Below are 24866 nucleotides of genomic sequence, written 5' to 3'. Positions count from 1 at the left end.
AGCCGCACTTGCAGCAACGCGGGAGAAGCCCCCGCGTTGGCCGTCGAGGTGAAATCGATGGGAGACTCTTGATGGCTACCGCCGGCCCCAATCTCAACGCTGTCTCGCCGGGCAATCAGCAATCGGAAGAATTACGCGCCCATGAGCAGACGTACGAAGGCTTCAGCAAGCTGGTGCTCTTCGCCGTGCTCCACATCATCCTCGTGCTGGCCTGCATGGCCTTGGGCTTCGTGGGGCATCTGCCGTTCCTCGGCGTCATACTGGGCCTCGGCGGCACCCTTGCTTTGCTCGTGGGATTCGCGATCTCCAGCTAATCAGGCCGCGCCCCCTCGTCGGCCCGCGAGGGCGGCACAGGGCAACGCGCCCCGTAGACGTGCGTCCAGGCGCGCGTGAATTCGGCCCCCAGCAGGAAGATCTGCGCCGAGTAGAAGATCCACAACAGCAGGACGATCAAGGCACCGGCCGCGCCGAAGCTCGAGGCGACGTCCGACTGGCCGATATAGAGGGCGATCAGATATTTGCCGCCCTCGAACAGCCCGGTCGCCGCCAGAGCGCCGACCGCGACGTCGCGCCAGCGGATCGGCGTGTCGGGCAGCACCTTGTACATGATTGCGAACAGGCTCGAGATGAGCGCGACCGAAATGGCCAGATCCGCCACCTGCACCGCGACCACGGCGGCCGGAAAAGTGTGCTTGAGGAACGTCCCCAATGCGGTCAGTGCCGCACTGATTGCCAGCGATACCATCAGGACGAATCCCAACGTGACCACCAGGCCGAAGCTGGCGAGCCGCGCACGCATCAGCCGCGACATGGTCGAACGCCTGGGCTTGGCCTTCCAGATCGCATTGAGGGCCGACTGGACTTCGCCAAACACGCCGCTGGCAGCCAGCAGGATGGTGAACAGGCCGATCAGCGTCGCGACGATACCCGTCATGCGATCGCTGGCGCTCCGGATCATGGCCTGCATCGCCTCGGCGGTCTCTCGGCCCATCAGGCCGCTCAGTTGCTCGACCACCGCCCCCTGCGCAGCCTCCTGTCCGAAGGCCAGCCCCGCAACGGCGATGACGAGCAGCAAGACGGGCGCCAGGGAGAAAAGCGTGAAGTAGGCAATGGCCGCTCCCCGGCTGAAGGCATCGTCGGCGATGAAGCCTTCGACGGTCTCGGTGAGGAGGCGCCGGAAGCGGCCGGAAAGGGAGGGAGTTTCCATGGGTGACGTTTCCACGGCCGAAAACGCGGCCCGAGGAAATTCGCTCCACTACGGGGACAGGGTTATGACATGTTGCGCCGCTTCTCCGTCCGACGCCGATCCAGGATATCGACATGACCCGTGCCAGCCGTCGTTTGGTCCTTGCCGCCGCCCTGAGCCTGCTGCCCTCCCTCTCCTCGCTGGCCCAGACTCCGCCCGACGTTCCCCAGAAAGTCGAGATCCTGCTCGACTGGAAGGCTCTGCCGACCTACGCCGGATTCTTCCTCGCCCGCGAAATGGGCGCTTTCGAACGGCGCGGCCTCGAAGTGTCCTTCGCCGAAACGCAGGGCGCCATCTCGTCGGCGGAAATGATCGGCTCCGGGAAGCAATACTGGATCGGTTCGTCGAGCGGCATTGCCACCGCCATCGCCTGCTCCAAGGGCCAGCCGATCAAGAGCCTTGCGGTCTACTACGCCAAGACGCCGACCGTGATCTACACGCGCGGCGAGGACCGCATCGCCCATCCGCGCGACCTCTACGGCAAGACGCTGGGGCTCGTTCCCGGCAGCATCACCAACGAGGAGTTTCGCGCCCTGGTCGCCGCCAACAAGCTCGACCGCAGCAGGATCCAGGAGAAGACGGTCAACTGGAGCGCCTACGACCTGGTCGAAAAGAAGGTCGATGCGCTGATCGACTATGACGAAATGGCCCCCTCGGAACTGATCGCCGAGGGACGTCACATCATGATGGTGCGGTTGGCCGATTTTGGCGTGAGGGCCTACAGCCTGAACCTCATCGTGAACGATGCCGCCTGGGCCGACCCGGCCAGACGCGAGATCGCGCGAAAGGTCGAGGAAGCCGTCCAGGAAGGCTACAACATGGTGCGGGAACGCCCCGGCGATGCCGCCTTGTATTTCTCCCGCATCTTCCCGCGCCTGGCGCCGCGCTACGTCGACCGCAGCATCGCCACGGTGTCGCAGCAGCTTTCGGGCCCGCCCACGGGCCAGCAGACCCGCGCAGGCTGGGAAGCCACGATCAAGACGCTCGAGCAGCTCGGCCTGCTCGCCAGGCCGATCACGGTCGACGAGGTCGCGATCTTCAACTGAGCGCCTCGCAGGAGGATGGCGACTACCAGCCCCAGAGCAGGTGCCGCGAGACCCACCCCCGGACGCTGCCGTCGCGCTGGACCTTCACCCAGCCCGTCCGGCGCTCGAGGGTCTTCAGCGTGTCGCCGTAGGATACCTTGCCGACGATGCGGCTGGCCGTCGTCGGCTGGCTGCGCATGTTGGCACTCTTGACCTTCACGATGTGATACGGAGTGTTGCTGGTCAACGTTCGCAGGATCCAGCCCTTGTCTTTCTCGAAATCCTCGACCTGAAGCCAGTCGCCGCGTCGTCCCACGATCTTCAGGGGAAAGCCTCTGCTCAGCACCCACTCCGAAGAATGGCGTGTTCCGGGACCCGAGCGCAGGTTCACTTCCTCGCGTGACACGCTGACCATTTGCTGGGCAACGGCCTGCGGCATATCCAGCGCAAATGCGCCAGCGAGGAGGACCATCAGGAAATAGCGAGCGAAGAGCATTCGTGGGCTTTCCTTTCCGGAGACGTTCAGGGGAACACCCACCCCGGTTCAGGACCTCTGGGACGGGTGCGCGTCGATCCCGCCATTGTTGCCCGATTACGACGGCACGTCACCCGCTTGACAGGCCGGGCGAACCCGGGCGCGTCAGGCCGGGCGCAGTTGTGGCCGTCCGTGCAGGCGATTGGCCGCGGCGATCACGATGGTGGTGATCGCGACCATCGTGAGGCTGAGGACCGCGATGGCCCCCACGTCGCCGCTTTCCTTGAGGTCGAAGATCAGCACCGACAGCACCTTCGTCTCAGACGTGAACAGGATCACGGCTGCCGAAAGCTCGCGGATCGTCGCGACGAAGATGAAGCACCAGGTGGCGATCACGGCGGAACGCAGCAGCGGCGCGGTTATGTCGGCCAGCGTGCGCAGGCGCGTGGCGCCCAGCATGCGGCCCGCCTCCTCCAGCTCGGGATGCACGGCATGGAAGGCCGAGCCCAGCTGCTGGTAGGCCGCCGGCAACTCGATCGTCACGAAGGCGATCAGCAGGATCCACAGCGTGCCGTAGAGGGCGAGCGGCGGGCGCGTATAGGCGAGGAACAGGCCGACGCCCAGCACGATGCCCGGTATCGCGAGTGGCGCAGTGGCGAGGAAGCCCAGCACGCGATAGCCGCGCACCGCCCTGCGCGCCACGATGTAGGCGATCATCAGCGCCAGCAGCGCGCCCAGGGTGGCCGAGGCGGTCGCCAGCAGGAAGGTGTTCTTGAGCGCCGGCATCGTCGAGCTGAGCTCGAGGAAGGTGAATTTCACATTGTGCAGGGTGATCGTCTCCGGGCCGACGATGCGCGAGGCAACCCTCGAGAAGGCCGAGTTGAACAGCGCCGCGTAGGGCAGGAAGAGCGGCATGGCTAGGACGAACAGCGCCACCGCGACGGCCGGCAGGCGCAGCCAGCCCAAACGGATGGGTCGCGGCGCGCCGTACTTGCCGCCAAGCACCGCATAGCCGCGCCGGCCGAGCGCCATCGCCTGGGCGCGCAGCAACAGCACCGTCAGCACCAGCAACGGCACCGAGGCGGCCGCCGCCAGCTCGGGCTTGGGTGGAAACTGGAACAGACTCCAGATGCGCGTGGTGAGCGTGTGGAAGCCGGCCGGGATGGCCAGGATCGCCGGCGAGCCGAACAGGTTCAGCGCCTGCAGGAAGGCAACCAGCGCGCCCGCCAGCAGGGTCGGCAGTGCCAGCGGCACCGTGATCAGCCGCGCGGTCTGCCAGGTCTTCGCGCCCAGCATCGACGACGCATCTTCGAGTTCGCCCGGCATCCGGTCGAGCGCATTGGCGACCAGGATGAAGACGTAGGGGAACGTGTAACAGGAGATGACGAAGATCAGCCCCGTAAGGCTGTAGATGTCGAACAGCGCCTCGTCGGAGGGCATGCCGCTGAGCACCCGCCACAATTGATTAAGGAGGCCCGAGTTGGGTGCGGCCAGCATTTCCCAGGCAATGGCGCCGACGAAGGGCGGAGTGACCAGCGAGGCCATTACCAAGGTGCGGATCGTACGGGCGAGCGGCATGTCGGTGCGCGCCACCAGCCACCCCAGAGGTGCCGCAACCAGGCAGCAGATCGCACTCACCGAGCTGGCGATTATGAGCGTGGTGATCAGCGGATCGACAAAGGTGGGATCGGTGAACAGCGCCACGAAGTTGGCGAGCGTGATTCCGCCATCCTTGCCCGTCAGGCTCACGACGAGCAGCCAGCCGACCGGCAGCACGATCATCACCACCAGCAGCGCGGCGACCGCGACGAGAACGGGCCGCGACAGGTCGAAGCTGCGCGTCATACCTTGAAGTAACGCTGGTAGCGCGCCTTGATCTCGTCCGCCGTCTTCTCGACCTCGACCGGATCTTCCGGCAGCGTCTTGATCGACGCCAGTGCCGGCCGCCCGGCTTTAGCCTTCACCAGCTTGTTCGCGGGATACTGGCCGCTCACGTTGACGATGAACTCCTGTCCTTCGGGCGACATGATCCAGCCGACGAGGAGACGCGCGGCATTGGGACTTGGCGAGGCCTTGAAGATCGCCATCGGGTTGGAGATCTGCGGCGTGCCCTCGACGGCATGCACGACCTCGATCGGCGAGCCGCGTTCCTTCGCCATCCAGAACAGATAATCGCTGCCATCGACGGCGATGGCGCGCTCGCCGGCTTCGATGCGCTTGGGTGGTTCGGTCGCCGACTGGACCTGCAGCACCTTCTGCTTCGAGAGTTTCTCGAAATACTCCCAGCCCAGTGCCTTCGCGAGTTGCTGGGTCGCCGTCATGATCGTGCCGGAATAGCCCGGATGGCCCTTCACCAGCTTGCCCGAATATCTCGCATCGAGCAGATCGACGAAGCCCTTGGGCGCATCCTCGGGCTTCACCAGCTTCGTGTTGTAGGCGATGGTCGAGAGGTGCGTGCGCTGGTTGACGAAGGCGGCGTCGGCATCGCGCTGGTCGGCCGGCAGGTTCTCCGCCATGTCGGGCGTCAGGAAGGGCTCGAGCCAGCCCTGCCGCTTCCACACGATGAAATGTGCGGCATCGGAGCTATTGGCCACGTCGACCCGGCGGATATTGCTGCCGACTTCCTGGCCGATGCGGTTGAAGAGCCGTTCCGCGCCGGTGCGTTCCACGGCGACCTTGATGCCGGGATATTTCGCCTCGAATGCTTTGGCCATCGGCTCGGCCACGGAAAGGTCCATCGCCGTATAGTAGGTGACCTTGCCTTCCTTCTTGGCCGCCTCGATCAATTCCGGCGTGATGGCCTGTGGTGGCGGTGCGGCGGCCAGGACCCGCGCACCGAGCGGTGCGAGGGCGGTGGAGGCCGCGGCGGCGGCGACGAACTGACGACGGCGCATGGGCTACACCTTGAAGTATTTGACGTACTGGGCCTTGATCGCGTCGGCCTGGTCGGCGACGACGCTCGCCTCTTCCTTCAATGTCTTGATGTCGGAGAACTTCTTCATGTCGGCGCGGTCCACGGCCTGCGGATGCGCCGAGCGCAGCGCGCCGACGTCTATGTTGAGCTGTTGCGCCTCGCGGGTCATCGACCAGGCCTGGAACAGTCGCGCCGCGTTGGGATTGGGGGCATTGGCCATGACGGCGGACGGTCCGGTGATGAGCGGCGTGCCCTCGGTCGCGTAAACCAGTTCGACCGGTTCACCGCGCGTCTTCAGGTCTTCGACGAGGTATTCGCCGCCATCGGCCATCACCGCGCGCTCGCCCTGCGCGATCTTCTTCGGCGGCTCGGTCGCCGACTGGACCTGCATGACCTTCTGCCTGGAGAGCTTCTCGAACCACGACCAGCCGAGGTCACGGCTCAGCTGCTGCGTCGCCGTCATGATGGTGCCGCTGTAGCCCGGATGCGCCTTGACGATCTTGCCCATCCACTTGGGATCGAGCAGGTCGGCATAGGACTTCGGCGCGTCCTCGGCCTTCACGAGCTTGGTATTGTAGGCGATCGGCGAGAGCGTGATGCGCCACGCGGCGAACATGCCGTCGGGGTCCTTGTGCACGGCGGGAAAGAACTGCGCTACGTCTTCCGGCACGAACGGCGCCAGCATCTTGGCCCGCTTCCACACGATGAAGTGCGCAGCGTCGGTGCTGTTCACCACGTCGCAGTTGTAGATCTTGTTCTGGAACTCCTGGCCGATGCGCTGAAAGTTGCGCTCCGCGCCCGAGCGCTCGACCTTCATGGTGATGCCGGGATATCTGGCCTCGAAGGCCTTGGCGACCTTCTCGCCCAGGGTCAGGTCGACCGACGTGTACCAGGAGAACTTGCCTTCCTTCTTCGCGGCCTCGATCAGGGCCGGTGTAATCTTGGTAGGTTCCGGCGGTGCCGCCCGCACCGGGGTGATGAACGAACCCGCGGCCACCGCCGTCGAGGCGGCAAGCACATGGCGTCGCGTCAGCTTCCTCGTCATGGTCATTCCTCCGCCAGTGCCCGGCATTGTTCCGCCGGCAGGTGCAGCCAGACCGCCTGGCCGACCGCGATGTTGCGCCCGGGCGGCGCGTTGACGCGCAGCTCGGTCTTGTCGTCGAGCATGACCGTGTAGTCGCGCGTCGCGCCCAGGAAGACCTGTCGCGTCACCACGCCGTACAGGTGATTCTCCGCCCCCGACGGCGGCGCTTCGAGGTCGATGGCGATCTCGTGCTGGCGGACGGAAACGGCGACCGGCCGACCGGTGACCAGCTTCCGCCCTGTGCTGCGCAACACGCCGCCGGCGACGGAAACGCGGCTCTCGTCCAGGGCGTTCGCCGCGAGCACGTTGGAGCCACCGATGAAGCGCGCCACGAATTCCGAGCGCGGCCTTGCGTAGATCTCCTCCGGGGACCCGAGCTGCTCGACCCTGCCCTTGTTCATCACCGCGATCAGGTCGGCCGTGGTCATGGCCTCGGCCTGGTCGTGGGTCACATAGACTGTCGTGTAGCGATACTGGTCATGCAGGCGACGGATCTCGAAGCGCATCTCCTCGCGCAGGTTGGCGTCGAGGTTGGACAGGGGCTCGTCGAGCAGCAGCGTCTCGGGCTCCACCACCAGCGCGCGCGCCAGTGACACGCGCTGTTGCTGGCCGCCCGAGAGTTCGCCGGGATAGCGCTCGGCCAGCGCCTCGAGGCGCGCGGTCGAGAGGATCGCCTTCAGCTTGGTATCGATCGTCGCACGGTCGAGCTTCCTGATCTTGAGTCCGTAGGCCACGTTCTCCGCCACCGTCATGTGCGGCCACAGGGCATAGCTCTGGAAAATCATCGACATCTTGCGGCCTTCGGGCGGCACCGTGCGCGACGGCGAGGACAGGACCTTGCCGCCCACTTCGATTTCGCCAGACGAAGGCTCGATGAAGCCGGCGATCAACCGCAGGGTCGTGGTCTTTCCGCAGCCTGACGGACCCAGCAGGCAGACGAGCTGGCCATGCTCCACGCGCAGCGACACGTCGTCGACAGCGACGGCAGCGCCGTAGTGCTTGGAAAGGCCCTTCAGTTCTACTGAGGCCACGATTCCTCCCTATTGGTTCACACCTTATTCATTTCGTTTCCGGCGCGCTATATTCGCGACCTCAATTGAAGGAATGCCGGCATGCAGGAACAGAAAATCATCGGTCGCCGCGAGGGCGCCGTGGGTCACGTCGTCTTCAACAACCCGGCGAAGCTCAATGCGGTCTCGCTCGACATGTGGGACGGCTTCGTCAGCATCCTGAAGGACTTCGCGCAGGACCCGGAGATCCGTTGCCTGGTGGTCAGCGGATCGGGCGGCAAGGCCTTCGTGTCCGGCGCCGACATCTCTAAGTTCGAAAGCGAACGCGCCAACGCCGAAGCGCAGGTCCGCTACGACGCCATTTCCAAGGAGGGCTACGAGGCGCTCTACGACTTCCCCAAGCCGACCATCGCCAAGATCACCGGCTACTGCATCGGCGGCGGCATGAACCTCGCGGCCTGCTGCGACCTGCGTTACTGCAACGAGGGCGCGCGCTTCGGCGTGCCGGCCGCCAAGCTCGGCCTCGGCTACGGCTTCCTGCGCATCGAGCGCTTCTCGCGCATCGTCGGCCTCCCGCGCGCTATGGAATTCCTGTTCACCGCCAAGCAGTATTCCTCGAAGGAAGCCTACGACATGGGCCTGGTGCATGGCGTCGCCGCCGATGCCGAGTTGGATGCCATGGTCGACGGCATCACCGGGGCCATCGCGCAAAACGCGCCGCTGACGATCGCGCTCGCCAAGGCCGCGGCGCGCGAGATCGCCAAGCCCGAGTCGAAGCAGGACCACGCGAAGCTCGACAGGATGGCCGAGGCCTGTTTCGACAGCGAGGATTTCAAGGAAGGCCGCCGTGCCTTCATGGAAAAGCGCAAGCCGGCCTTCAAGGGCCGCTAGGGAACGTGAGGAACAGCCGATGACCGCCCTGCCCCTATCCCACCTCACCGTCCTCGACCTCACGGCCCATCGCGCCGGGCCAACCGCCGTGCGGCAGCTCGCCGACTGGGGCGCGCACGTGATCAAGATCGAACCGCCGCCGCCGCCGTCCGAGGGCGGCAAGAACAACGATTCGATGGGCGGGGCGCGCCACGGGTTCGACTTCCAGAACCTGCACCGCAACAAGAAGTCGATGACGCTCAACCTCAAGAGCACCGAGGGCCACGCGATCTTCATGAAGCTCGCGGCCAAGGCCGACGTCATCGTCGAGAACTACCGCTCCGACGTGAAGCATCGCCTCAAGGTCGATTACGACACGGTGGCGAAGATCAACCCGCGCATCATCTACGGCTCGATCGCGGGCTTCGGCCAGAGCGGCCCGGATGCGGCGCGCCCCGGTGTCGACCAGATCGCCCAGGGCATGGGCGGCCTCATGTCGATCACCGGCGAACCGGGCCGCGGTCCGATGCGCGTGGGCATTCCCATCGCCGACCTCACCTCGGGTCTGCTGCTGGCCCAGGCGATCATGCTGGCGCTCTACACGCGCGAGCGCACCGGCAAGGGACAGTGGGTCCACACCTCGCTGATCGAGGCGCAGATCTTCATGCTCGACTTCCAGGCCTCGCGCTGGCTGATGAAGGGTGAGGTCGCGAAGCAGGCCGGCAATGACCATCCGACCAGCATCCCGACCGGAGTCTTCCCCACCAGCGACGGCTACATCAACATTGCCGCCGCCGGCGACAAGATGTGGAAGCGCGCGGCGCTCGCGCTGGGCGCCCAGGCGCTGATCGACCATCCCGAGCACGCCACGCCGGCACTGCGCTCGCAGAACCGCAAGGCGCTGAACGAGCGTCTGGCCGAGGTGACGAAGACCAACACCAGCGCCCACTGGATCGAGTCGTTGAACAAGGCGGGCGTGCCCTGCGGCCCGATCAACACGATCGACAAGACCTTCGCCGAACCGCAGGTCCAGCACCTCGGCATCGCCCGCCCGGTCAACCACCCCGCGCTGGGCGAGATCAAGGTGGTGGGCCAGCCGATCAACCTGTCGGACTATCCGCAACCCAAGACACTCAACCCGACGCCGGATCTCGGCCAGCACACCGACGAAGTGCTGACGGGTCTGGGCTACGACGCGAAGGCCATCGCGAGTCTCAAGTCGGATGGCGCAGTCTAGGGCATAGCGTAGGTCAGATACGCGAAACGCCTTCTTCCGCTCGCAGCGCCTCATCCTCGATCTGGATGGTGCTGTGAGACAGGCCGTACGTGTCGCGCATCGCCGCTTGCGCCGCGGTGAGTGTTTCCCGCGAACGGGCCATGTCGGAGATCACGAGATGGCAACTCATGGCGTCGATGCCGGAGGTGATTGTCCAGACATGAATGTCATGGACCGCCGTCACGCCGGGAATGGCGAGCAGCGTCCTTTCCAGCAACGTCAGGTCGACATGGGGCGGCGTACCCTCCATCAGGATATGAATCGCCTCGCGCAGGAGCACCCATGTGCGCGGAATGATGAAGAGGCCGATGCCGGCGCCGACCAAGGGATCGGCGAGTGTCCATCCGGTGAGGAGGATTACGACGGCGGCGATGAGGACGCCGAGCGACCCCAGCATGTCGCTCATCACCTCGAAGTAGGCGCCCTTGACGTTGAGACTGTCCGACGAACCCGCCGACAGCAGCTTCATGCTGATGAGATTGACGATCAGGCCCGCTATGGCGACCGCCATCATGGGCGCACCGAGGACGGGCGGCGGATTCAGGAAGCGATCATAGGCTTCGTAGAGCACAAACGCCGTCACGACCAATAGAACCACTGCATTGGCCAGCGCAGACAGCACCTCCATGCGGACGTATCCGAACGTTTTTTGGGGTGTTGCCGGACGCTCGCCGAAGTTGATGGCGATGAGAGCGAGAGCGAGGCCGCCGGCGTCCGTCAACATGTGGGCGGCGTCGGCGATGAGCGCCAGGCTGCCTGTGATCACCCCGCCGATGACCTCGACCACCATGAACGAGGCCGTCAAAACCAGCGCCCACTTCAGGCGCGTCTTGTGCTGGGCGGCAGCCGACCCGCCTGCCTGCGAGCGGCTCGGCGAACCGTGGGGAATGCCCCGAACCGTGGGAATGCCCGCCTGCCATGATTGTCTCCTCAAGCGCCAGTGCCGATATGCATTCCGTTTAGAACATCATATCAGTCAGATGGATGACAGGGCCCACCGCCAGCCTACCGCTTCAGGTACCCGCGCAGCGCCCGGAGGAATTCGGCCGGGCGCTCGATCTGCGGCAGGTGGCCGGCTTCGGGGATCGTCACCAGCTTCGACTGTTCGAGGGACAGCCGCATCTTTCTTGCGCCGTGCTTGTCGAGGACCGGCGAGCGGTCGGCTTCGCCGAAGATCAGCAGGACCGATCCCTTGGGCGGTGGCGCGGCTTCCTCACCGGACAGCAACACGTCGAGGATGCGGTCGGCGTCAGCGGTGGTGAAGCCGTCGAGCGTCCGCAAGATCTCCGCCGGCGCCTTGGAGCGGTCGTGGAAGGCGAGCGGCAGGACCTCGGGCCCGAAATGCAGGCGCTGCAGGTTGCCGCGCGCCAACCGACGGATCGGCGTTTCGCCCGCAAGCCAGCGCAGCATCTTCGAGTAGCCGGGCGGTTGGTAGCCGTTCACCACGACGAGCCCCGCCGAGCGTTCGGGATACTGGCCAGCGAAGCGCCAGGCGATCGTCGCGCCCAGCGAGTTGCCGACCAGGGTGGCGCGCTCGATGCCGAGTGCGGTCAGCAACTCGGCGAGCCACGAGGCGTAGGCGCCGAAGCTCGGCAGGCCTTCAGGCGAGTGGATCGGCGGCAGTTCGGGCGCCACGACGAGATGAGTGCGTTCGAGATCGTCGGTCACGGTCGACCAGTATGCTTCGGCCCCGGCCCAGCCGCCGTGCAGCAGCACGATTGCCTCGCCTGTGCCGCCGGTCCAGACTCGCGCCGGGCGCTGTCCGAGCGAAATTGTCTTCAGCTCCACGTCACGCCCTCTGAACATATGAAGCGGGAGATATAGAAGATGGCCACGACGCGGAGAACAGCTTTAGTGACCGGCGCAGGCCGAAACATCGGCCGGGCCTGTGTCCTGGAGCTCGCCCGGATGGGCTACGACGTCGTGATCAACGGCTCGTCAGACCGCGCAGCCTGCGAGTCGGTGGCCAAGGAAGCCGCTGCGCTCGGCGTCGAGACGCTGGTCGTGATGGCCGATGTCGGCAGCCCCGCGGAATGCCGCCGCATGGCCCAGGAGGCGATCGCGAAGTTCGGCTCGATCGACGTGCTGGTGAACAACGCGGCGCTGCGGCCGGCCAAGCCCTTCCTCGAGATGAGCGAGGCCGACTGGCGGCGCGTGATCTCGGTGGACCTCGACGCCGCCGTGTGGCTGTCGCAGGCCTGCCTGCCCGGCATGGTGCAGAAAGGCTGGGGCCGCATCGTCAACTTCACCGGCATGAATGCGATGCACGGCTATGCCGGCCGCGCCCCGGTCTCGGTTGCCAAGCATGGCGTCTGGGGCCTCACCAAGGCGCTGGGCAAGGAATTCGGTCCCAAGGGCATCACGGTGAACGCCATCTCGCCCGGCCCGATCTCGGCCGATGTCGAGGACGACGGCGAGTCCAACCACCATCGTCTCGAAACCATGGCCAAGGTCCCGCTCGGCCGCATGGGCACGCCCGCCGAGATCGGCTCGGTGCTCGGCCTGCTGGTCTCCGACGGCGGCGCCTACGTGAACTGCCAGATGATCCAGGTGAACGGCGGTGGCCAGACCTGAGACCTACTCCATCGGCAGGCCGGTGGTGCGGGCGATGGCGCTCCATCGCTCCACCTCGGCCTTCACGAAGGCGCCGAAGGCCTGGCGGCTTTCGAGGTCGATGCTGGCGCCCTGCTCCTGCCAGATGCGCCTGATGTCGGGTTCGGCGAGCGCCGACTGCACGGCGGCGTGCAAGGCATCGAGCGGCACGGCCGGCGTCGCCCTGGGCGCAAACAGGCCGTACCAGGTGCTGACCTGGAAGTCCTTCACGCCGGCCTCGGCGAAAGTCGGCACGTCCGGCATCACGCTCTCGCGCTTGGTGGTCGCGACGGCGAGCGCGCGCAGTTTGCCGGACTGGACGTAAGAAGCCACGGTGCTGAGCGGCTGGAAGGTAGCGTCGAGCTGGCCCGCCAGCAGGTCCTGCAACGCCGGGCCGCCGCCCCGATAGGGCACGTGCGTCAGCCTGATGCCGGTGCGCCTCTGCAACAGTTCGATAGCGAGATGCGGCATGGTGCCGAGGCCCGAGGAGCCGATGTTGATCGAGTCCGGCGCCTTGCGCGCCGCCGCGAGGAAGCCTGCGAGATCCTTGACGTCGAGCTTGGCCGGATTGACGACCAGCCCGACCGGTACCTTGGCGATGTTCCCGACCGGCGCGAAGTCGCGCAGCAGGTCGAAGCCCGACTCGGGGTAGACGACCGTCGCAAAGGACTGGGCGCTGTTGGCGACCAGCAGGGTGCAGCCATCGGGCCGCGCCCGCGCCACGACCATGCCGCCCAACGTGCCGCCGGCGCCGCTGCGGTTCTCGACCACCACCGGCTGGCCGAAGTGTCGGCTGACATGGGCCGCGACGGGACGCGCGAACGTGTCGTTCGAGCCGCCGGGCGGGAACGGCACGATCCAGTTCATGGCCCGTGGCGGACGCCATTGCTGGGCGTGGACCGGTCCTGCCATGGCCGTGGCCAGCACGCCGCCCAAGGCAGCACGACGCGAGACGGTCATCGAACTACTCCATCTGGACGTTGGCGGCCTTGGCGATGCGGGTCCACCGCTCGACCTCGCGGCCGATGAAGTTGGCGAAGTCGGCACGGCTTTCGAGCTCGACCTTGGCGCCATGCTCGGCCCACAGCCGCTTGACCTCGTCGGAGCCCAGGGCTCGCTGCACGGCGGCATGGACCCGGTCGAGCACGACATCGGGCGTGCGGATGGGCGCGAACAGGCCGAACCAGGTGGTCATGCGGAAATCGGCCAACCCCGCCTCGTGCGCCGTCGGCACATCGGGCAGCTGCGCGTCACGGCGTCGGTTGATGACCGCGAGCGCGCGCAGCTTGCCCGACCGGACGGCCGCCGCCACCGCGCTCACCAGCACGAAGGCCGCGCCGATCTGTCCCGCCAGCAGGTCCTGCAGCATCGGCGCGCCGCCGCGATAGGGAACGTGGGTGAATTTGACACCTGCACGGTCCTCGAAGAGGCCGATGGCGAGATGCGTCACCGTGCCGAGGCCGGCCGAACCGATGTCGATGCCGCCTGGCGCCTTCTTGGCCATCTCGATGAAGGCTTCGAGAGTGGCGGCGTCGATCCGCGCCGGATTGATCACCAAAGCGTAGGGCACGCGGCCGAAGGCAGCGATCGGCGCGAAGTCGCGCAGGAAGTCGAAGCCGGCCCGCGGGTAGATCGTCGGCGCATAGACGAGACCGGTGTCGCCCACCAGCATCGTATAGCCGTCCGGCGCTGCACGGGCGGCGACGGCCGTGCCGACCGTGCCGCCGGCGCCGCTGCGATTGTCGATCACCACCGATTCGCCGATCGCCTCGGCGACCCGCGCCGCGACCGGGCGCGAGAACATGTCGGACCCGCCGCCGGCCGGGAACGGCACAATCCAGGAGACCGTGCGCGTCGGCCAGTCATTGGCGCGCGCCGGAGCGACCGCCCCGGCGCCGGCCGCCATCAATCCTCCCAGCAAGCTCCGCCGTGCAATCCCGCTCATTCGGCGGGGAGCTTAGCGTCCGGCCGTGGCGGCGCAATACCGGGGGTTACTGTGGCTCGATCTTCGCGAGCTTGATGTACTTCGTCCAATCCTCGCGCTCCTTGGCGACGAAGGCATCGCACTGCTCGATGGTCCAGTCCTTCGGCGGCGGCAGGAAGCCGAGCTGCTTCACCCTTTCCAGCACCGAGGGCTCATAGAGCGCGTCCATGATCAGACGGTTCAGCTTCTTCTTGATGTCGTCCGGCGTCTCCTTGCGCACCGAGAAGCACGAGTAGGAGATGATCACATACTCCGGATAGGTCTCGGCGACGGCCGGGATATCCGGGAAGAGCGCAGACCGCTCCTTCGAGGTCACGGCCAGCGCACGGACATAGCCCGAGCGGACGTAGCTCTCGCCCACCACCTGGTCGGGGAACACGCAGTCGACGCGGCCGGCATTGAGGTCCTGGATCGAGGCGACGGCGTCGCGATAGGCCACTTCCTCGAACTTCACGCCGGTCGTCACCTCGAACAGGGCGGCCGGGACGCGCGAGGAGGCATTGCCGTAACCGGAGAAGAGCGGCTTGGACTGCTTCTTGGCGTACTCGACGAATTCCTTCACCGTCTTGTACGGCGCGTCCGGCTTCACCAGCATGAAGTTGCCGATGGTGCCGTTGACGGCGACCGTCGTGAAATCCGACGGCTCGTAGGTCATCGTCTTGTAGAGACTGAAGTTGGCTGCCAGCGTGCTGGTCGAGCCCAGCAGGATCGTATAGCCGTCGGCTGGCGCGTTCTTGACCTGGGTCGTGCCGATCATGCCGGTGGCGCCAGCCTTGTTCTCGATGACGAAGGGCTTGCCCGTCACCGTCTCGAGCTGCTTGCCGATCAGGCGCGAGATGATGTCGGTGGAGCCGCCTGGGCCGAACGGCACGAGGATCTTCACGACGCGCGCCGGATACGCCTCCTGCGCCCGCGCACCCGCGCCCAGCGTGGCGGCAAGCGGAAGGCCACCGAGAGCGGCCAGGACATTTCTACGCTTCATGCATACGCTCCTCGATCGAGACCGGACCCGTATAGGTCCGTGCGCTCAAATGTCGAGGCGCGCATTTCGCGAAACGGGCCAAGCGTTCCGGACCGTGTCGAGCTCTTGGCAGGTCCCGCGTTCTCCTCCATCAAGGCGCGATGGACTATCAGCTCAAGGACCGGACCTGCCTCGTGTCCGGCGCCAGTGCGGGCATCGGTGCCGGGGTCGTCAGGCTCTTCTCACAACAAGGCGCGCGGGTCGTCGCCACGGCGCGGCGCGCCCAGAAGATCGAGCGGCTCGACGGTGTGACCGCGATTTCCGGCGACGTCACGGACACCGCCGACCTCGCGCGCATCGCGGCCGAGGCCAACGAGGTACTGGGCCCGGTCGACATTCTGGTGAACTGCGCCGGCGGCTCCCGGCCGACCGGACCGGATGCCGGCGAGGACGTCTGGGAAGAGGCCTTTGCCCTCAACTTCACGGCGGCGCGCCGGCTGACGAAAGCGCTGCTGCCGGCCATGCGGGCGCGCAAATGGGGCCGGATCGTCAACATCAGCGGCTCCATGGAACCGCGCGGTCTGAACGCCGCCATCGCCGCCAAAGCCGCATTGCATCTGTGGGCAAAGGGCCTGTCGTGCGACGTGGCGACCGACGGCGTCACGGTGAACACGATTCAGCCGGGCCGCATCAACAGCGAGCAGATCCTGCAGAAACTCCACCCGACCGAGGCGGCCCGCCGCAGCTTCATCGAGCGAAACATCCCGATCGGGTATTTCGGCGAGCCGGAGGATGTGGCAAATCTCGTCGCCTTTCTCGCCTCCCCGGCGGCGCGCTACATCACGGGCGCGGTCATTCCGGTGGATGGCGGCATGCATTATTTCGCGCACTGACGGCGCTGGGCGGAGGATGGATCTTGCTGAAGTGGCTTCGTCGTTCTGAGCCCAAGGAAGTCCCGGCCGCTAGCCTCGGTCCGTTGCAGATCGTCAAGCCCTGGGCCCGCTCGTCCTCGTCCGATCCCGCCATCGCCGGCGGCTACATGACCGTGGTCAACGAGGGCGAGACGGACAGGCTGGTGGCCGCCTCCAGCCCGGCAGCGCCGCTGATCGAAATCCACGCCATCCGGGTCAAGGGACCCGGCCTCGAGATGCGGAAGATGGACGATGGTCTGGTCATCCCGCCCGCCAATCAACAGGTCCTCAAACCGCGCGGGTATCATCTGCTGATGAGCGGCCTCGCCGCACCGCTGGTGGCCGGCAGCAAACTGCCGGTCACCCTCGTCTTCGAGAAGGCCGGCAGCGTCGCCGTGGACTTTTCCGTGGAATCGCCCGGCGCCGTCGGACACGCGTCTCTCAGCTCCCCGTAATGGGTCCACCGGCCCGCCAGATGCGGCTCGGCGTCTTCGTGCAGACGCCCGGCCATCATGTGGGCGGATGGCGCCATGCCGAGGCCGACGCGCGCACGCCCAACCTGGCGCTGATGCAGCACATCGCGGCCACCGCCGAGGCGGCCAGGTTCGACATGTTCTTCCTGGGCGACGGCTTCGCCACCGGCTACGGCGAGCATCCCTCGACCATCGGCAAGTTCGAGCCGCTCGGCCTGCTCTCCGCCCTCGCCATGGGCACCACACGACTGGGTCTCGCGGCGACGGCATCGACGACCTATGCCGAGCCCTATCACGTGGCCCGCGCCTTCGCCTCGCTCGACCATCTCTCCGCCGGGCGCGCCGGCTGGAACGTGGTCACGACGGCTTACGCCAAGTCGAGCGCCGTGTTCGGCCGTCCGCATCCGCCGCATGCCGAGCGCTATGCGATGGCGGAAGAATTCGTCGAGGCCTGCCGCCTGCTCTGGGACAGCTGGGACGACGACGCCTTCGTCGCCGACAAGGAGGCCGGCGTCTTCGTGCGTCCGGGCAGCCTCCATGTCCCCGCCTTCGACAGAAAGTATTTCTCGGTGCAGGGCGCGCTCAACGTGCCACGCTCGCCCCAGGGCCATCCGGTGCTGATCCAGGCCGGCTCTTCCGGCCCAGGCCAGGCACTGGCGGCCCGCATCGCCGACGTCGTGTTCACGGCGCAGAACGACCTCGCCGAGGCGCAGGCCTTCTACAGGAGCGTGAAGGCGCAACTTGCGACGTACGGCCGGCCTGCAAGCGCCGCCCTGGTCATGCCGGGCGTGATGCCGGTCGTGGGCCGGACCGAGCACGAGGCCCAGGAGATCTTCGCCGAGCTCAACCGCAACATCGACACGGCGCAGGCCTTCACCGTGCTGTCGGAGCGGCTGGGCGCCGACATGTCGGTCCATCCGCTCGACGTGCCGGTCCCCGAGGTGCCCGAGACCGAGCATCTGAAGAGCCGGGCAGCGTTGCTGATCCAGATGGCGCGTCGGGAGAACCTCACGCTGCGTGCACTCTTCCATCGCGTGGCGGCGGCGCGCGGACACTTGCTGCCCATCGGCACGCCGCTGCAGGTTGCCGACACGCTGGAGGCCTGGTTCCGACAGGGCGCGGCGGACGGCTTCAACGTCATGCCGCCGTTCTTTCCCGGCCAGTTCGACGCCTTCGCGCAAGGTGTCGTGCCGATCCTGCAGGAGCGTGGCCTTTTCCGTGCCGACTACACCGGCACGACCTTGCGAGATCATCTCGGGCTCGCGCGCCCTGCCGACAAACGAATATGAATAAAATAACTATTCTAGATCAATACTTTGAGCGCCGTTGTTGATGAAGTTCACAACGCCTTCACTCGGCCCTTGCGCCGGACGCCCGGACTCCTGATATAACCGCCTCGAGGGGCCGGTGTGGGCGGAGCAGTCGCCAACCCGGTCAGATCCGGAAGGAAGCAGCCGTAACGAATTCGCTTCGGGTCATGCCGGTCTCTCACCCCGTTCCCCTGCGCGCGCCGACGCGGAGGGCGGGCCGCCCAGGCGCGATGACCGCCGGGCGCAACGTGGCCACGGCGCAGGATAGCGGGTGATCGCCATGGCTCAGGCCACCACGGGCTCGGAAGACCCGGCAGTCCCCTATCGCGTTCTCGCTCGCAAATACCGTCCCGTCGATTTCACCACCCTGGTTGGACAGGAAGCGATGGTGCGCACCCTGCGCAACGCCATCGCCACCGGCCGTATCGCCCATGCCTTCATGCTCACCGGGGTGCGTGGCGTCGGCAAGACGACGACGGCCCGCATCATCGCCCGTGCCCTGAACTGCGTCGGGCCCGACGGCACCGGCGGGCCCACGGTCGATCCCTGCGGCGTCTGCGACAACTGCAAGGCCATCACCGAAGACCGCCACGTCGACGTGATCGAGATGGACGCGGCCTCGCGCACCGGTATCGACGACGTCCGCGAGTTGATCGAGGGCGTGCGCTATCGCCCGGTCTCCGCCCGCTACAAGGTCTACATCATCGACGAAGTGCACATGCTGTCGGAGAAGGCCTTCAACGCGTTGCTGAAGACGCTGGAAGAGCCGCCGCCGCACGTGAAGTTCCTGTTCGCCACCACCGAGATTCGCAAGGTGCCGGTGACGGTGCTGTCGCGCTGCCAGCGTTTCGACCTGAAGCGGGTGCCGCACGAGACGCTGACCGAGCATTTCGGCAAGATCGCGCAGGCCGAGAAGGTCGAGATTTCGCCCGAGGCCCTGACCCTGCTGGCACGCGCCGCCGACGGATCGGTGCGCGACGGCCTGTCGATGCTCGACCAGGCGATCGCCCATGGCGGCGGCGTGGTCGATGCGGCGCAGGTCCGCGACATGCTGGGCCTCGCCGACCGCAGCCGCGTGCTCGAACTCTTCGAGAAGACGATGCGCGGCGATGCGCCGGCGATGATCGCCTCGCTCGGAGAGATGCACGATTCCGGTGCCGATCCCGTGGTCGTGCTGCAGGACCTGCTCGAACTCACGCACTGGGTGACCCGCCTCAAGGTGGCGCCCGAGGCCGCCGCTTCCACCGCCGACAGCGATCGCGCGCAGGGGCTCGCGATGGCCGGCAAGCTTTCCATGGCCTCGCTGACGCGGGCCTGGACGCTATTGCTGAAGGGCCTGCAGGAAACCCTCGCCGCGCCCTCGCCGCTGCGCGCCGCCGAGATGGCGCTGATCAGGCTCTGCTATGTGGCCGACCTCCCCTCGCCCGGGGACGCGATCAAAGTGCTGCAGAATGGCGGCGGCGCTCCGGCGGGTGCGTCGGCCCCGGCAATGCCGAGAGGCAATGGCGGTGGCGGGGCGGCGGCACGTCTGGCGACCCAGCCGGTCACGGCGGTCGCGGCCCAGCCCGCACCGGCGATGCCGGCTCCGCGCACCTTCGCCGAGGTCGTGGCACTGTTCGAAAGCCGCCGCGAGCCGCGTATGGTCCATAGCCTGATGCACCATGTGCACGAGGTGCGCTGCGAGCCGGGTCTGATCGAGTTCCGCCCCGAGCCCAAGGCCCCGACCGACCTCGCCCCGCGCCTCAGCGAACTGCTGGGCCAATGGACGGGGCGTCGCTGGATCGCCTCGGTCTCGAACGCCGAGGGCAAGCCGACGCTCGTCCAGCAGAAGGCCGCCAAGGCCGACGACCTGCGCAGCTCCGCCGAGAACAACGAGCTGGTGATGGCCATACTGAAGACATTCCCAGGCGCCAAGCTCGAGGCGGTCAAACGCAAGGGCGAACAGACATCCATGCTGGGCGAGTTCATTGCGGAAGAACCACCTCCCGCCGAGGACTACCCGGCCGACGACGATATCCCGGAAAGCGAGTTCTGAATGTTCGACAAGCTCAAGGACCTTGGCGGCCTGATGCAGCAGGCCCAGCAGATGCAGCAGAAGATGCAGGAGCTGCAGGTGGCGCTCGAGCGCCTGGAGATCGTGGGCTCGTCCGGCGCCGGCCTGGTGAAGGTCACGGTCAACGGCAAGAACGAGACCCGCAAGGTCGACATCGACGCTTCGCTCTTCAAGCCCGAGGACAAGGGCGTGGTCGAGGATCTGATCGTGGCCGCCGCCAACGACGCCCGAGCCAAGGTCGAGCAGACCGTGCAGGAGCATATGCGCGGCATCACCGGCGGTCTGCCCTTGCCGCCGGGCTTCAAGCTCTAGATGAAAAGATGAACGGCCCGGAGATCGAGCGGCTGATCCAGCTCCTCGGCCGCCTGCCGGGCCTGGGGCCGCGCTCGGCCCGCCGCGCGGCGCTGCATCTCCTGAAGAAGCGCGAGACGCTGATGCAGCCGCTCGGCGCAGCGCTGGCCGATGCGGCGCGGGCGATCCGGTCCTGCAGCGTCTGCGGCAACCTCGATACGATCGATCCCTGCTCGATCTGCGCCGATCCCCGCCGGGATACCGGCCTGATCTGCGTCGTCGAGGATGTTGGCGACCTGTGGGCGATGGAGCGTGGCCGCATCTTCTCGGGCCGCTATCATGTGCTGGGCGGTTCGCTGTCGGCGCTCGACGGCATCGGGCCCGAGGAACTCAACATCGGCAGCTTGGTCGAGCGCGTTTCCGCCGGTGGCGTTCGCGAGGTGATCATGGCGACCAACGCCACCGTCGACGGCCAGACCACGGCGCACTATCTCGCCGAGCGACTGGCCGACCACGATGTGCCGCTGACGCGGCTTGCGCACGGCGTGCCGGTGGGCGGCGAACTCGACTGGCTCGACGACGGCACGCTCGCCACCGCCTTCAAGGCGCGGCGCGCTCTTTAGTTTTGCCTGCATGAGCGCCGAAACCCTCACCGCCATCGCCCTCGCCCTGGGCGCCGGCTGGGCCAGCGGCCTCAACGCCTATGCCGCCGTTCTGGTCCTCGGGATCGCCCAGCGCCTCGGCGTGGTAGCCCTGCCGCACGATCTGCAGGTCCTGGAATCGCCCTGGGTGCTCGGCGTGGCGGCGATCCTGTTCGCTCTCAATTTCCTGGCGGACAAGATCCCCTACGTCGACAGCATCAACGACGTGCTTCAGACCTTCGTGCGCATTCCCGCTGGCGTGCTCCTGGCCTATGGCGCCGCCACCGGCCTCAGTCCGGAAATTTCGATCATCGCGGGCCTGCTCGGCGGGACGCTCGCGGCCGGGACCCACATCGCCAAGACCGGATCGCGCGCCCTCCTCAACACCTCGCCGGAGCCGTTCACCAACGTTTTCGCCTCGCTGGGCGAGGACGTCACGGTCCTCGGCGGGCTCACGTTGGCGATCGCCCATCCGATCACTTTTTTGTGCCTGCTGGCCGTCTTCGTGGCGCTCCTGATATGGCTCCTGCCCAAGCTCATACGATTGGCCCTGACACCGTTTCGCCGGCTAACCCGGGGGATCAAACAGGAGCCCTGACCGCCAGCCCCTCCATCGACCTTTGGCTGAACAACTGACGCTTTCCTTCGCCCACCCGAAGCGTACACTCGCCATCACAAGCACATGTTCATCCGACAGAACATCCAGTCCCTTCGGTTCTTCCGCACGACGCCGGCGATGCGCTGTCCGTATCTGCCGCATCGTCTGGAGACCAAGCTCGTCACCGAACTGAGCGGGCCGGACGCCATCACCCAGCACGACACGCTGACCGACGCGGGGTTCCGCCGCTCGCACCACTTCGTCTACAAGCCGCTGTGCGACGGTTGCAGAGCCTGTGTTCCGGTGCGCATTCGCGTGCGGGACTTCGAGCCCAGCCGGGCGCAGCGCCGCATCCAGCGCCGTAACGATCACGTCCATGCCGTCGAGACTCAGGCCCTTGCGACCGGCGAGCAGTTTTCGCTGTTCTCGCGCTACGTGCTGACGCGGCATCGCGACGGCGACATGGCCGACATGGACTTCGACGACTATCGCGCCATGGTCGAGGAGAGCCCGGTCGAAACGGCGATCATCGAGTTCCGTGACGATTCCGCCGATGGCCGGCTGGTCGGGGCCTGCCTCGTGGACTGGCTGTCGAGTGGCGTGTCGGCGGTCTACAGTTTCTTCGATCCGCAGGATCCGCGGCGCGGGCTCGGCACGCACATGATCCTGTGGCTGGCGGAAGCCGCCGCCAAACGCGGCCTGCCCTATGTCTATCTCGGCTACTGGATCGCCGATTCGAGCAAGATGGCCTACAAGCGCTTGTTTCGTCCTTTGGAATTCTTCGGCCCTGATGGATGGACGGAGCTGCCTGCAACGTAGGCAATGTCGCGACGGTGGAGCGTCTTGACGCACCTCGTCCGCATTGCGAACCAAAGCAGCCTCTGGCATCGCGCAGCGGACCAAGTTAAGAAAGCCTATCCGTCGGCGAGAACGGATGGGCGGCAAATAATAACTCGCATTCAGGGGAGACGGGATGCGCTCATTGCTGGCATTCAGCGCGCTGATCGACGCGTTAAACGAAAAAATAGGCATCGTCTGCAACTGGCTCGTGCTGCTGGCCTGCGTCGTCAGTGCCGGCAACGCCATGGTGCGCTACGCCTATGACACGAGCTCGAACGGCTGGCTCGAAATCCAGTGGTACATGTTCGCCGTCATCGTGATGTTCGGGGCATCCTACACGATGAAGCGGAACGAGCATGTCCGGGTCGACCTCTTCTACATGACCTTGAGCCGCCGCGGGCAGCTCTGGGTCGACATCCTCGGCACGCTGATCTTCCTCCTGCCGACCTGCAGCATCCTCGCCTGGCTGAGCTGGCCCTTCTTCATGCAGTCGTTCAACGTCAACGAGCATTCCTCGAATGCCGGCGGACTGTTGCGCTGGCCGATCAAGCTGGTGCTTCCCCTGGGCTTTGGCCTGGTCGCTCTCCAGGGCATTTCAGAACTCATCAAGCGGGTGGCCTTCCTCAACGGATATGCGGTGGATAGCCTCGAAGCTCACTACGAGAGGCCCACCCAATGATCCCTCTCGATTATATGCCGCCGCTGATGTTCGGCGGCCTCGTCGTCTTCATGATCATCGGCTACCCGGTCGCCTTCTCGCTCTGCGCCGTCGGCTTCTTCTTCGGGTTCCTGTCGATCGAGATGGGCTATTTCACGATGGCCTTCATGCAGGCCATCCCGGGCCGCGTGTTCGGCAGCATCCTGTCGAACGAGCTGCTGCTCGCCATCCCGTTCTTCACCTTCATGGGCGCCATCCTGGAGAAATGCGGGCTGGCAGAGGACATGCTCGAATCGATGGGGCAGCTGTTCGGCCCCATCAAGGGCGGACTGGGCTACTCGACGATCATCGTGGGCTTCGTCCTCGGCGCCATCACCGGCACCGTGGCCGCGCAGGTCATCGCCATGGCGTTGATCACCCTGCCGGTGATGATGCGTTACAAGTACGATATGCGTTACGCGACCGGCGTGCTGGCCGCGTCGGGCACGATCACGCAGCTCGTGCCGCCGTCGCTGGTGCTGATCGTTCTGGCCGATCAGCTCGGCAAGTCGGTGGGCGACATGTATCTCGGCGCCTGGGGCCCCTCGCTGCTGCAGATCGCCCTGTTCGCCGGCTACACCTTCTATGTGACGATCGTGAAGCCGGAGGCCCTGCCGCCGGTGCCGCGGACGCTGTTCGGCAAGGACCTCCTGGTCAAGTGCGCCTGGGGCATCATCCCCGCCGCCGTGCTCATCTTCCTCGTGCTGGGCACCATCATGATGGGCCTGGCGACGCCCACCGAGGCGGGCGCGATGGGCACGATCGGCGCCATCGTCCTGGCGGTGGTGCGCAATGCACCGCTGACCAAGTTCGACCGGCTGATGTTCTTCGGGGGCTGCGCCGCCGCCATCATCGGCGCCCTGATCGGCACCGTCGCCTTCAAGTCCTTCGGCTTCAAGGTCGCCTTCACCGTGATGTTCGCCGCGATCATCTGGCTGTGCTGGCGGGCCTGGCAGCACAAGGAGCTGCGGGACCTGATCGTTCAGGCGTTCCAGGCGACGATGCGCATCACCGCGATGGTGGCCTTCATCCTGGTCGGCGCGACCTGCTTCTCGATCACCTTCCAGGGTGTCGACGGCAACCAGTGGGTCGAACACCTGATGTCGAACCTGCCCGGCGGCGTCTGGGGCTTCCTGATCGTCGTCAACCTGTTCGTCTTCTTCCTCGCCTTCTTCCTCGACTTCTTCGAGATCGCCTTCATCATCATCCCGATGCTGGCGCCGGTCGCGCAGAAGCTTCTGGCCCCGGTGGTGGGAGCCGATGCCGCCCTGATCTGGTTCGGCGTCATGCTCTGCGTGAACATGCAGACCTCGTTCATGCACCCGCCCTTCGGCTTCGCGCTGTTCTACCTGCGCAGCGTGGCGCCCAAGGAAGTGAAGAGTTCGGACATCTACTGGGGCTCCATCCCCTGGGTGCTTCTGCAGCTCATCATGGTGGCGATCGTGATCGCGATCCCGCAGTCGGTGACGTACTTCCTCGACAAGCCGTCCGGGATCGATCCCAGCAAGGTGACGATCGAGATCCAGGCGCCACCCTCGGAAGACTCCGCCCCACCGGTCTTCAAATAGATCGAAGGCAAAAAAAGCCCCGCCAACCGGCGGGGCTTTTCTCTTGT

General features: G+C 66.1%; 26 protein-coding genes and 1 other RNA gene. 16 read left to right on the top strand and 11 right to left on the bottom strand.

Annotation, left to right across the window (positions count from 1 at the left end; translation table 11 throughout):
- Positions 1-71: 71 nt before the first annotated feature.
- On the top strand, positions 72-314 hold the full coding sequence (locus ACP15H_RS03715) for an aa3-type cytochrome c oxidase subunit IV (protein ID WP_425064874.1): 243 nt from the start codon (positions 72-74) through the stop codon (positions 312-314).
- Here ACP15H_RS03715 and ACP15H_RS03710 read toward each other — a convergent pair.
- Positions 311-1207 carry a YihY/virulence factor BrkB family protein gene (locus ACP15H_RS03710; protein ID WP_425064873.1) on the bottom strand — a complete coding sequence of 299 codons (897 nt, stop codon included), beginning with the start codon at positions 1205-1207 and terminating at the stop codon, positions 311-313. The two genes, ACP15H_RS03715 and ACP15H_RS03710, sit on opposite strands and share 4 nt — an antisense overlap.
- A gap of 113 nt (positions 1208-1320) precedes the next feature.
- On the opposite strand from ACP15H_RS03710, the gene ACP15H_RS03705 reads away from it, so the two are divergent.
- Positions 1321-2292: an ABC transporter substrate-binding protein gene (locus ACP15H_RS03705; protein WP_425064872.1), complete on the top strand. Its 972-nt coding sequence runs from the start codon at positions 1321-1323 to the stop codon at positions 2290-2292.
- Positions 2293-2314: 22 nt separating this feature from the next.
- Here ACP15H_RS03705 and ACP15H_RS03700 read toward each other — a convergent pair whose 3' ends face one another.
- The 5 genes from ACP15H_RS03700 to ACP15H_RS03680 form a co-directional block, all read right to left on the bottom strand.
- A complete protein-coding gene (locus ACP15H_RS03700; protein WP_425064871.1) occupies positions 2315-2767 on the bottom strand; it encodes an SH3 domain-containing protein in 453 nt (150 codons plus the stop codon).
- A 144-nt stretch (positions 2768-2911) separates the two neighbouring features.
- Positions 2912-4591: an ABC transporter permease gene (locus tag ACP15H_RS03695; protein ID WP_425064870.1), complete on the bottom strand. Its 1680-nt coding sequence runs from the start codon at positions 4589-4591 to the stop codon at positions 2912-2914.
- Positions 4588-5640: an ABC transporter substrate-binding protein gene (locus ACP15H_RS03690; protein ID WP_425064869.1), complete on the bottom strand. Its 1053-nt coding sequence runs from the start codon at positions 5638-5640 to the stop codon at positions 4588-4590. The genes ACP15H_RS03695 and ACP15H_RS03690 overlap by 4 nt, the downstream gene beginning before the upstream one ends.
- Before the next feature lie 3 nt (positions 5641-5643).
- Positions 5644-6705, bottom strand: coding sequence for an ABC transporter substrate-binding protein (locus tag ACP15H_RS03685; protein ID WP_425064868.1), 1062 nt, complete (start codon positions 6703-6705; stop codon positions 5644-5646).
- A gap of 2 nt (positions 6706-6707) precedes the next feature.
- Positions 6708-7775: an ABC transporter ATP-binding protein gene (locus tag ACP15H_RS03680; protein ID WP_425064867.1), complete on the bottom strand. Its 1068-nt coding sequence runs from the start codon at positions 7773-7775 to the stop codon at positions 6708-6710.
- Positions 7776-7856: 81 nt separating this feature from the next.
- Here ACP15H_RS03680 and ACP15H_RS03675 point away from each other — a divergent pair, with 81 nt between their 5' ends.
- Both ACP15H_RS03675 and ACP15H_RS03670 read left to right on the top strand, forming a co-directional pair.
- Positions 7857-8645, top strand: coding sequence for an enoyl-CoA hydratase (locus tag ACP15H_RS03675; RefSeq protein WP_425064866.1), 789 nt, complete (start codon positions 7857-7859; stop codon positions 8643-8645).
- A gap of 19 nt (positions 8646-8664) precedes the next feature.
- Positions 8665-9861 (top strand): CaiB/BaiF CoA transferase family protein, encoded by a 1197-nt coding sequence (locus ACP15H_RS03670; protein WP_425064865.1) that lies wholly within the window; start codon positions 8665-8667, stop codon positions 9859-9861.
- A gap of 13 nt (positions 9862-9874) precedes the next feature.
- On the opposite strand, the gene ACP15H_RS03665 is transcribed toward ACP15H_RS03670, so the two are convergent.
- The gene (locus ACP15H_RS03665) at positions 9875-10690 is read right to left on the bottom strand and encodes a cation diffusion facilitator family transporter (RefSeq protein WP_425064864.1); all 816 of its coding nucleotides are present in this window, start codon (positions 10688-10690) and stop codon (positions 9875-9877) included.
- 215 nt (positions 10691-10905) lie between these two features.
- Complete coding sequence (locus ACP15H_RS03660; RefSeq protein ID WP_425064863.1) at positions 10906-11688, bottom strand: alpha/beta fold hydrolase; 783 nt, start codon at positions 11686-11688, stop codon at positions 10906-10908.
- A 66-nt stretch (positions 11689-11754) separates the two neighbouring features.
- Between ACP15H_RS03660 and ACP15H_RS03655 the strand changes: the two genes are divergently transcribed.
- Positions 11755-12474 carry an SDR family NAD(P)-dependent oxidoreductase gene (locus tag ACP15H_RS03655; RefSeq protein ID WP_425064862.1) on the top strand — a complete coding sequence of 240 codons (720 nt, stop codon included), beginning with the start codon at positions 11755-11757 and terminating at the stop codon, positions 12472-12474.
- Between the two features lie 3 nt (positions 12475-12477).
- On the opposite strand, the gene ACP15H_RS03650 is transcribed toward ACP15H_RS03655, so the two are convergent.
- The 3 genes from ACP15H_RS03650 to ACP15H_RS03640 form a co-directional block, all read right to left on the bottom strand.
- Positions 12478-13452 carry a Bug family tripartite tricarboxylate transporter substrate binding protein gene (locus ACP15H_RS03650; protein ID WP_425064861.1) on the bottom strand — a complete coding sequence of 325 codons (975 nt, stop codon included), beginning with the start codon at positions 13450-13452 and terminating at the stop codon, positions 12478-12480.
- A 4-nt stretch (positions 13453-13456) separates the two neighbouring features.
- The gene (locus tag ACP15H_RS03645) at positions 13457-14398 is read right to left on the bottom strand and encodes a Bug family tripartite tricarboxylate transporter substrate binding protein (protein WP_425064860.1); all 942 of its coding nucleotides are present in this window, start codon (positions 14396-14398) and stop codon (positions 13457-13459) included.
- 85 nt (positions 14399-14483) lie between these two features.
- The gene (locus ACP15H_RS03640; protein WP_425064859.1) at positions 14484-15458 is read right to left on the bottom strand and encodes a Bug family tripartite tricarboxylate transporter substrate binding protein; all 975 of its coding nucleotides are present in this window, start codon (positions 15456-15458) and stop codon (positions 14484-14486) included.
- A 140-nt stretch (positions 15459-15598) separates the two neighbouring features.
- On the opposite strand from ACP15H_RS03640, the gene ACP15H_RS03635 reads away from it, so the two are divergent.
- The 11 genes from ACP15H_RS03635 to ACP15H_RS03585 all read left to right on the top strand — a co-directional run bounded on the left by ACP15H_RS03635 (position 15599) and on the right by ACP15H_RS03585 (position 24819).
- On the top strand, positions 15599-16330 hold the full coding sequence (locus ACP15H_RS03635) for an SDR family NAD(P)-dependent oxidoreductase (protein WP_425064858.1): 732 nt from the start codon (positions 15599-15601) through the stop codon (positions 16328-16330).
- 83 nt (positions 16331-16413) lie between these two features.
- Positions 16414-16803, top strand: coding sequence for a copper chaperone PCu(A)C (locus tag ACP15H_RS03630; RefSeq protein WP_425064857.1), 390 nt, complete (start codon positions 16414-16416; stop codon positions 16801-16803).
- The gene (locus tag ACP15H_RS03625) at positions 16803-18110 is read left to right on the top strand and encodes an LLM class flavin-dependent oxidoreductase (RefSeq protein WP_425064856.1); all 1308 of its coding nucleotides are present in this window, start codon (positions 16803-16805) and stop codon (positions 18108-18110) included. The genes ACP15H_RS03630 and ACP15H_RS03625 overlap by 1 nt, the downstream gene beginning before the upstream one ends.
- A 109-nt stretch (positions 18111-18219) precedes the next feature.
- An RNA gene (gene ffs, locus ACP15H_RS03620) (signal recognition particle sRNA small type) lies at positions 18220-18314 on the top strand.
- A gap of 97 nt (positions 18315-18411) precedes the next feature.
- Complete coding sequence (locus ACP15H_RS03615; protein ID WP_425064855.1) at positions 18412-20166, top strand: DNA polymerase III subunit gamma/tau; 1755 nt, start codon at positions 18412-18414, stop codon at positions 20164-20166.
- On the top strand, positions 20167-20496 hold the full coding sequence (locus ACP15H_RS03610; RefSeq protein ID WP_425064854.1) for a YbaB/EbfC family nucleoid-associated protein: 330 nt from the start codon (positions 20167-20169) through the stop codon (positions 20494-20496).
- A gap of 8 nt (positions 20497-20504) precedes the next feature.
- Positions 20505-21098 (top strand): recombination mediator RecR, encoded by a 594-nt coding sequence (gene recR, locus ACP15H_RS03605; protein ID WP_425064853.1) that lies wholly within the window; start codon positions 20505-20507, stop codon positions 21096-21098.
- A gap of 10 nt (positions 21099-21108) precedes the next feature.
- On the top strand, positions 21109-21714 hold the full coding sequence (locus tag ACP15H_RS03600) for a DUF4126 domain-containing protein (protein ID WP_425064852.1): 606 nt from the start codon (positions 21109-21111) through the stop codon (positions 21712-21714).
- 84 nt (positions 21715-21798) lie between these two features.
- On the top strand, positions 21799-22533 hold the full coding sequence (locus tag ACP15H_RS03595; RefSeq protein ID WP_425064851.1) for an arginyltransferase: 735 nt from the start codon (positions 21799-21801) through the stop codon (positions 22531-22533).
- Positions 22534-22687: 154 nt separating this feature from the next.
- The gene (locus ACP15H_RS03590; RefSeq protein WP_425064850.1) at positions 22688-23233 is read left to right on the top strand and encodes a TRAP transporter small permease subunit; all 546 of its coding nucleotides are present in this window, start codon (positions 22688-22690) and stop codon (positions 23231-23233) included.
- Positions 23230-24819: a TRAP transporter large permease gene (locus ACP15H_RS03585; protein WP_425064849.1), complete on the top strand. Its 1590-nt coding sequence runs from the start codon at positions 23230-23232 to the stop codon at positions 24817-24819. The genes ACP15H_RS03590 and ACP15H_RS03585 overlap by 4 nt, the downstream gene beginning before the upstream one ends.
- The last annotated feature ends 47 nt before the right edge of the window (positions 24820-24866 follow it).

The sequence above is a fragment of the Reyranella sp. genome (assembly GCF_965249915.1).
Classification (GTDB): Bacteria; Pseudomonadota; Alphaproteobacteria; order Reyranellales; family Reyranellaceae; genus Reyranella.
Note: the sequence above shows the minus strand (reverse complement) of the source record. Positions and strands in the feature narration are given on the sequence as shown.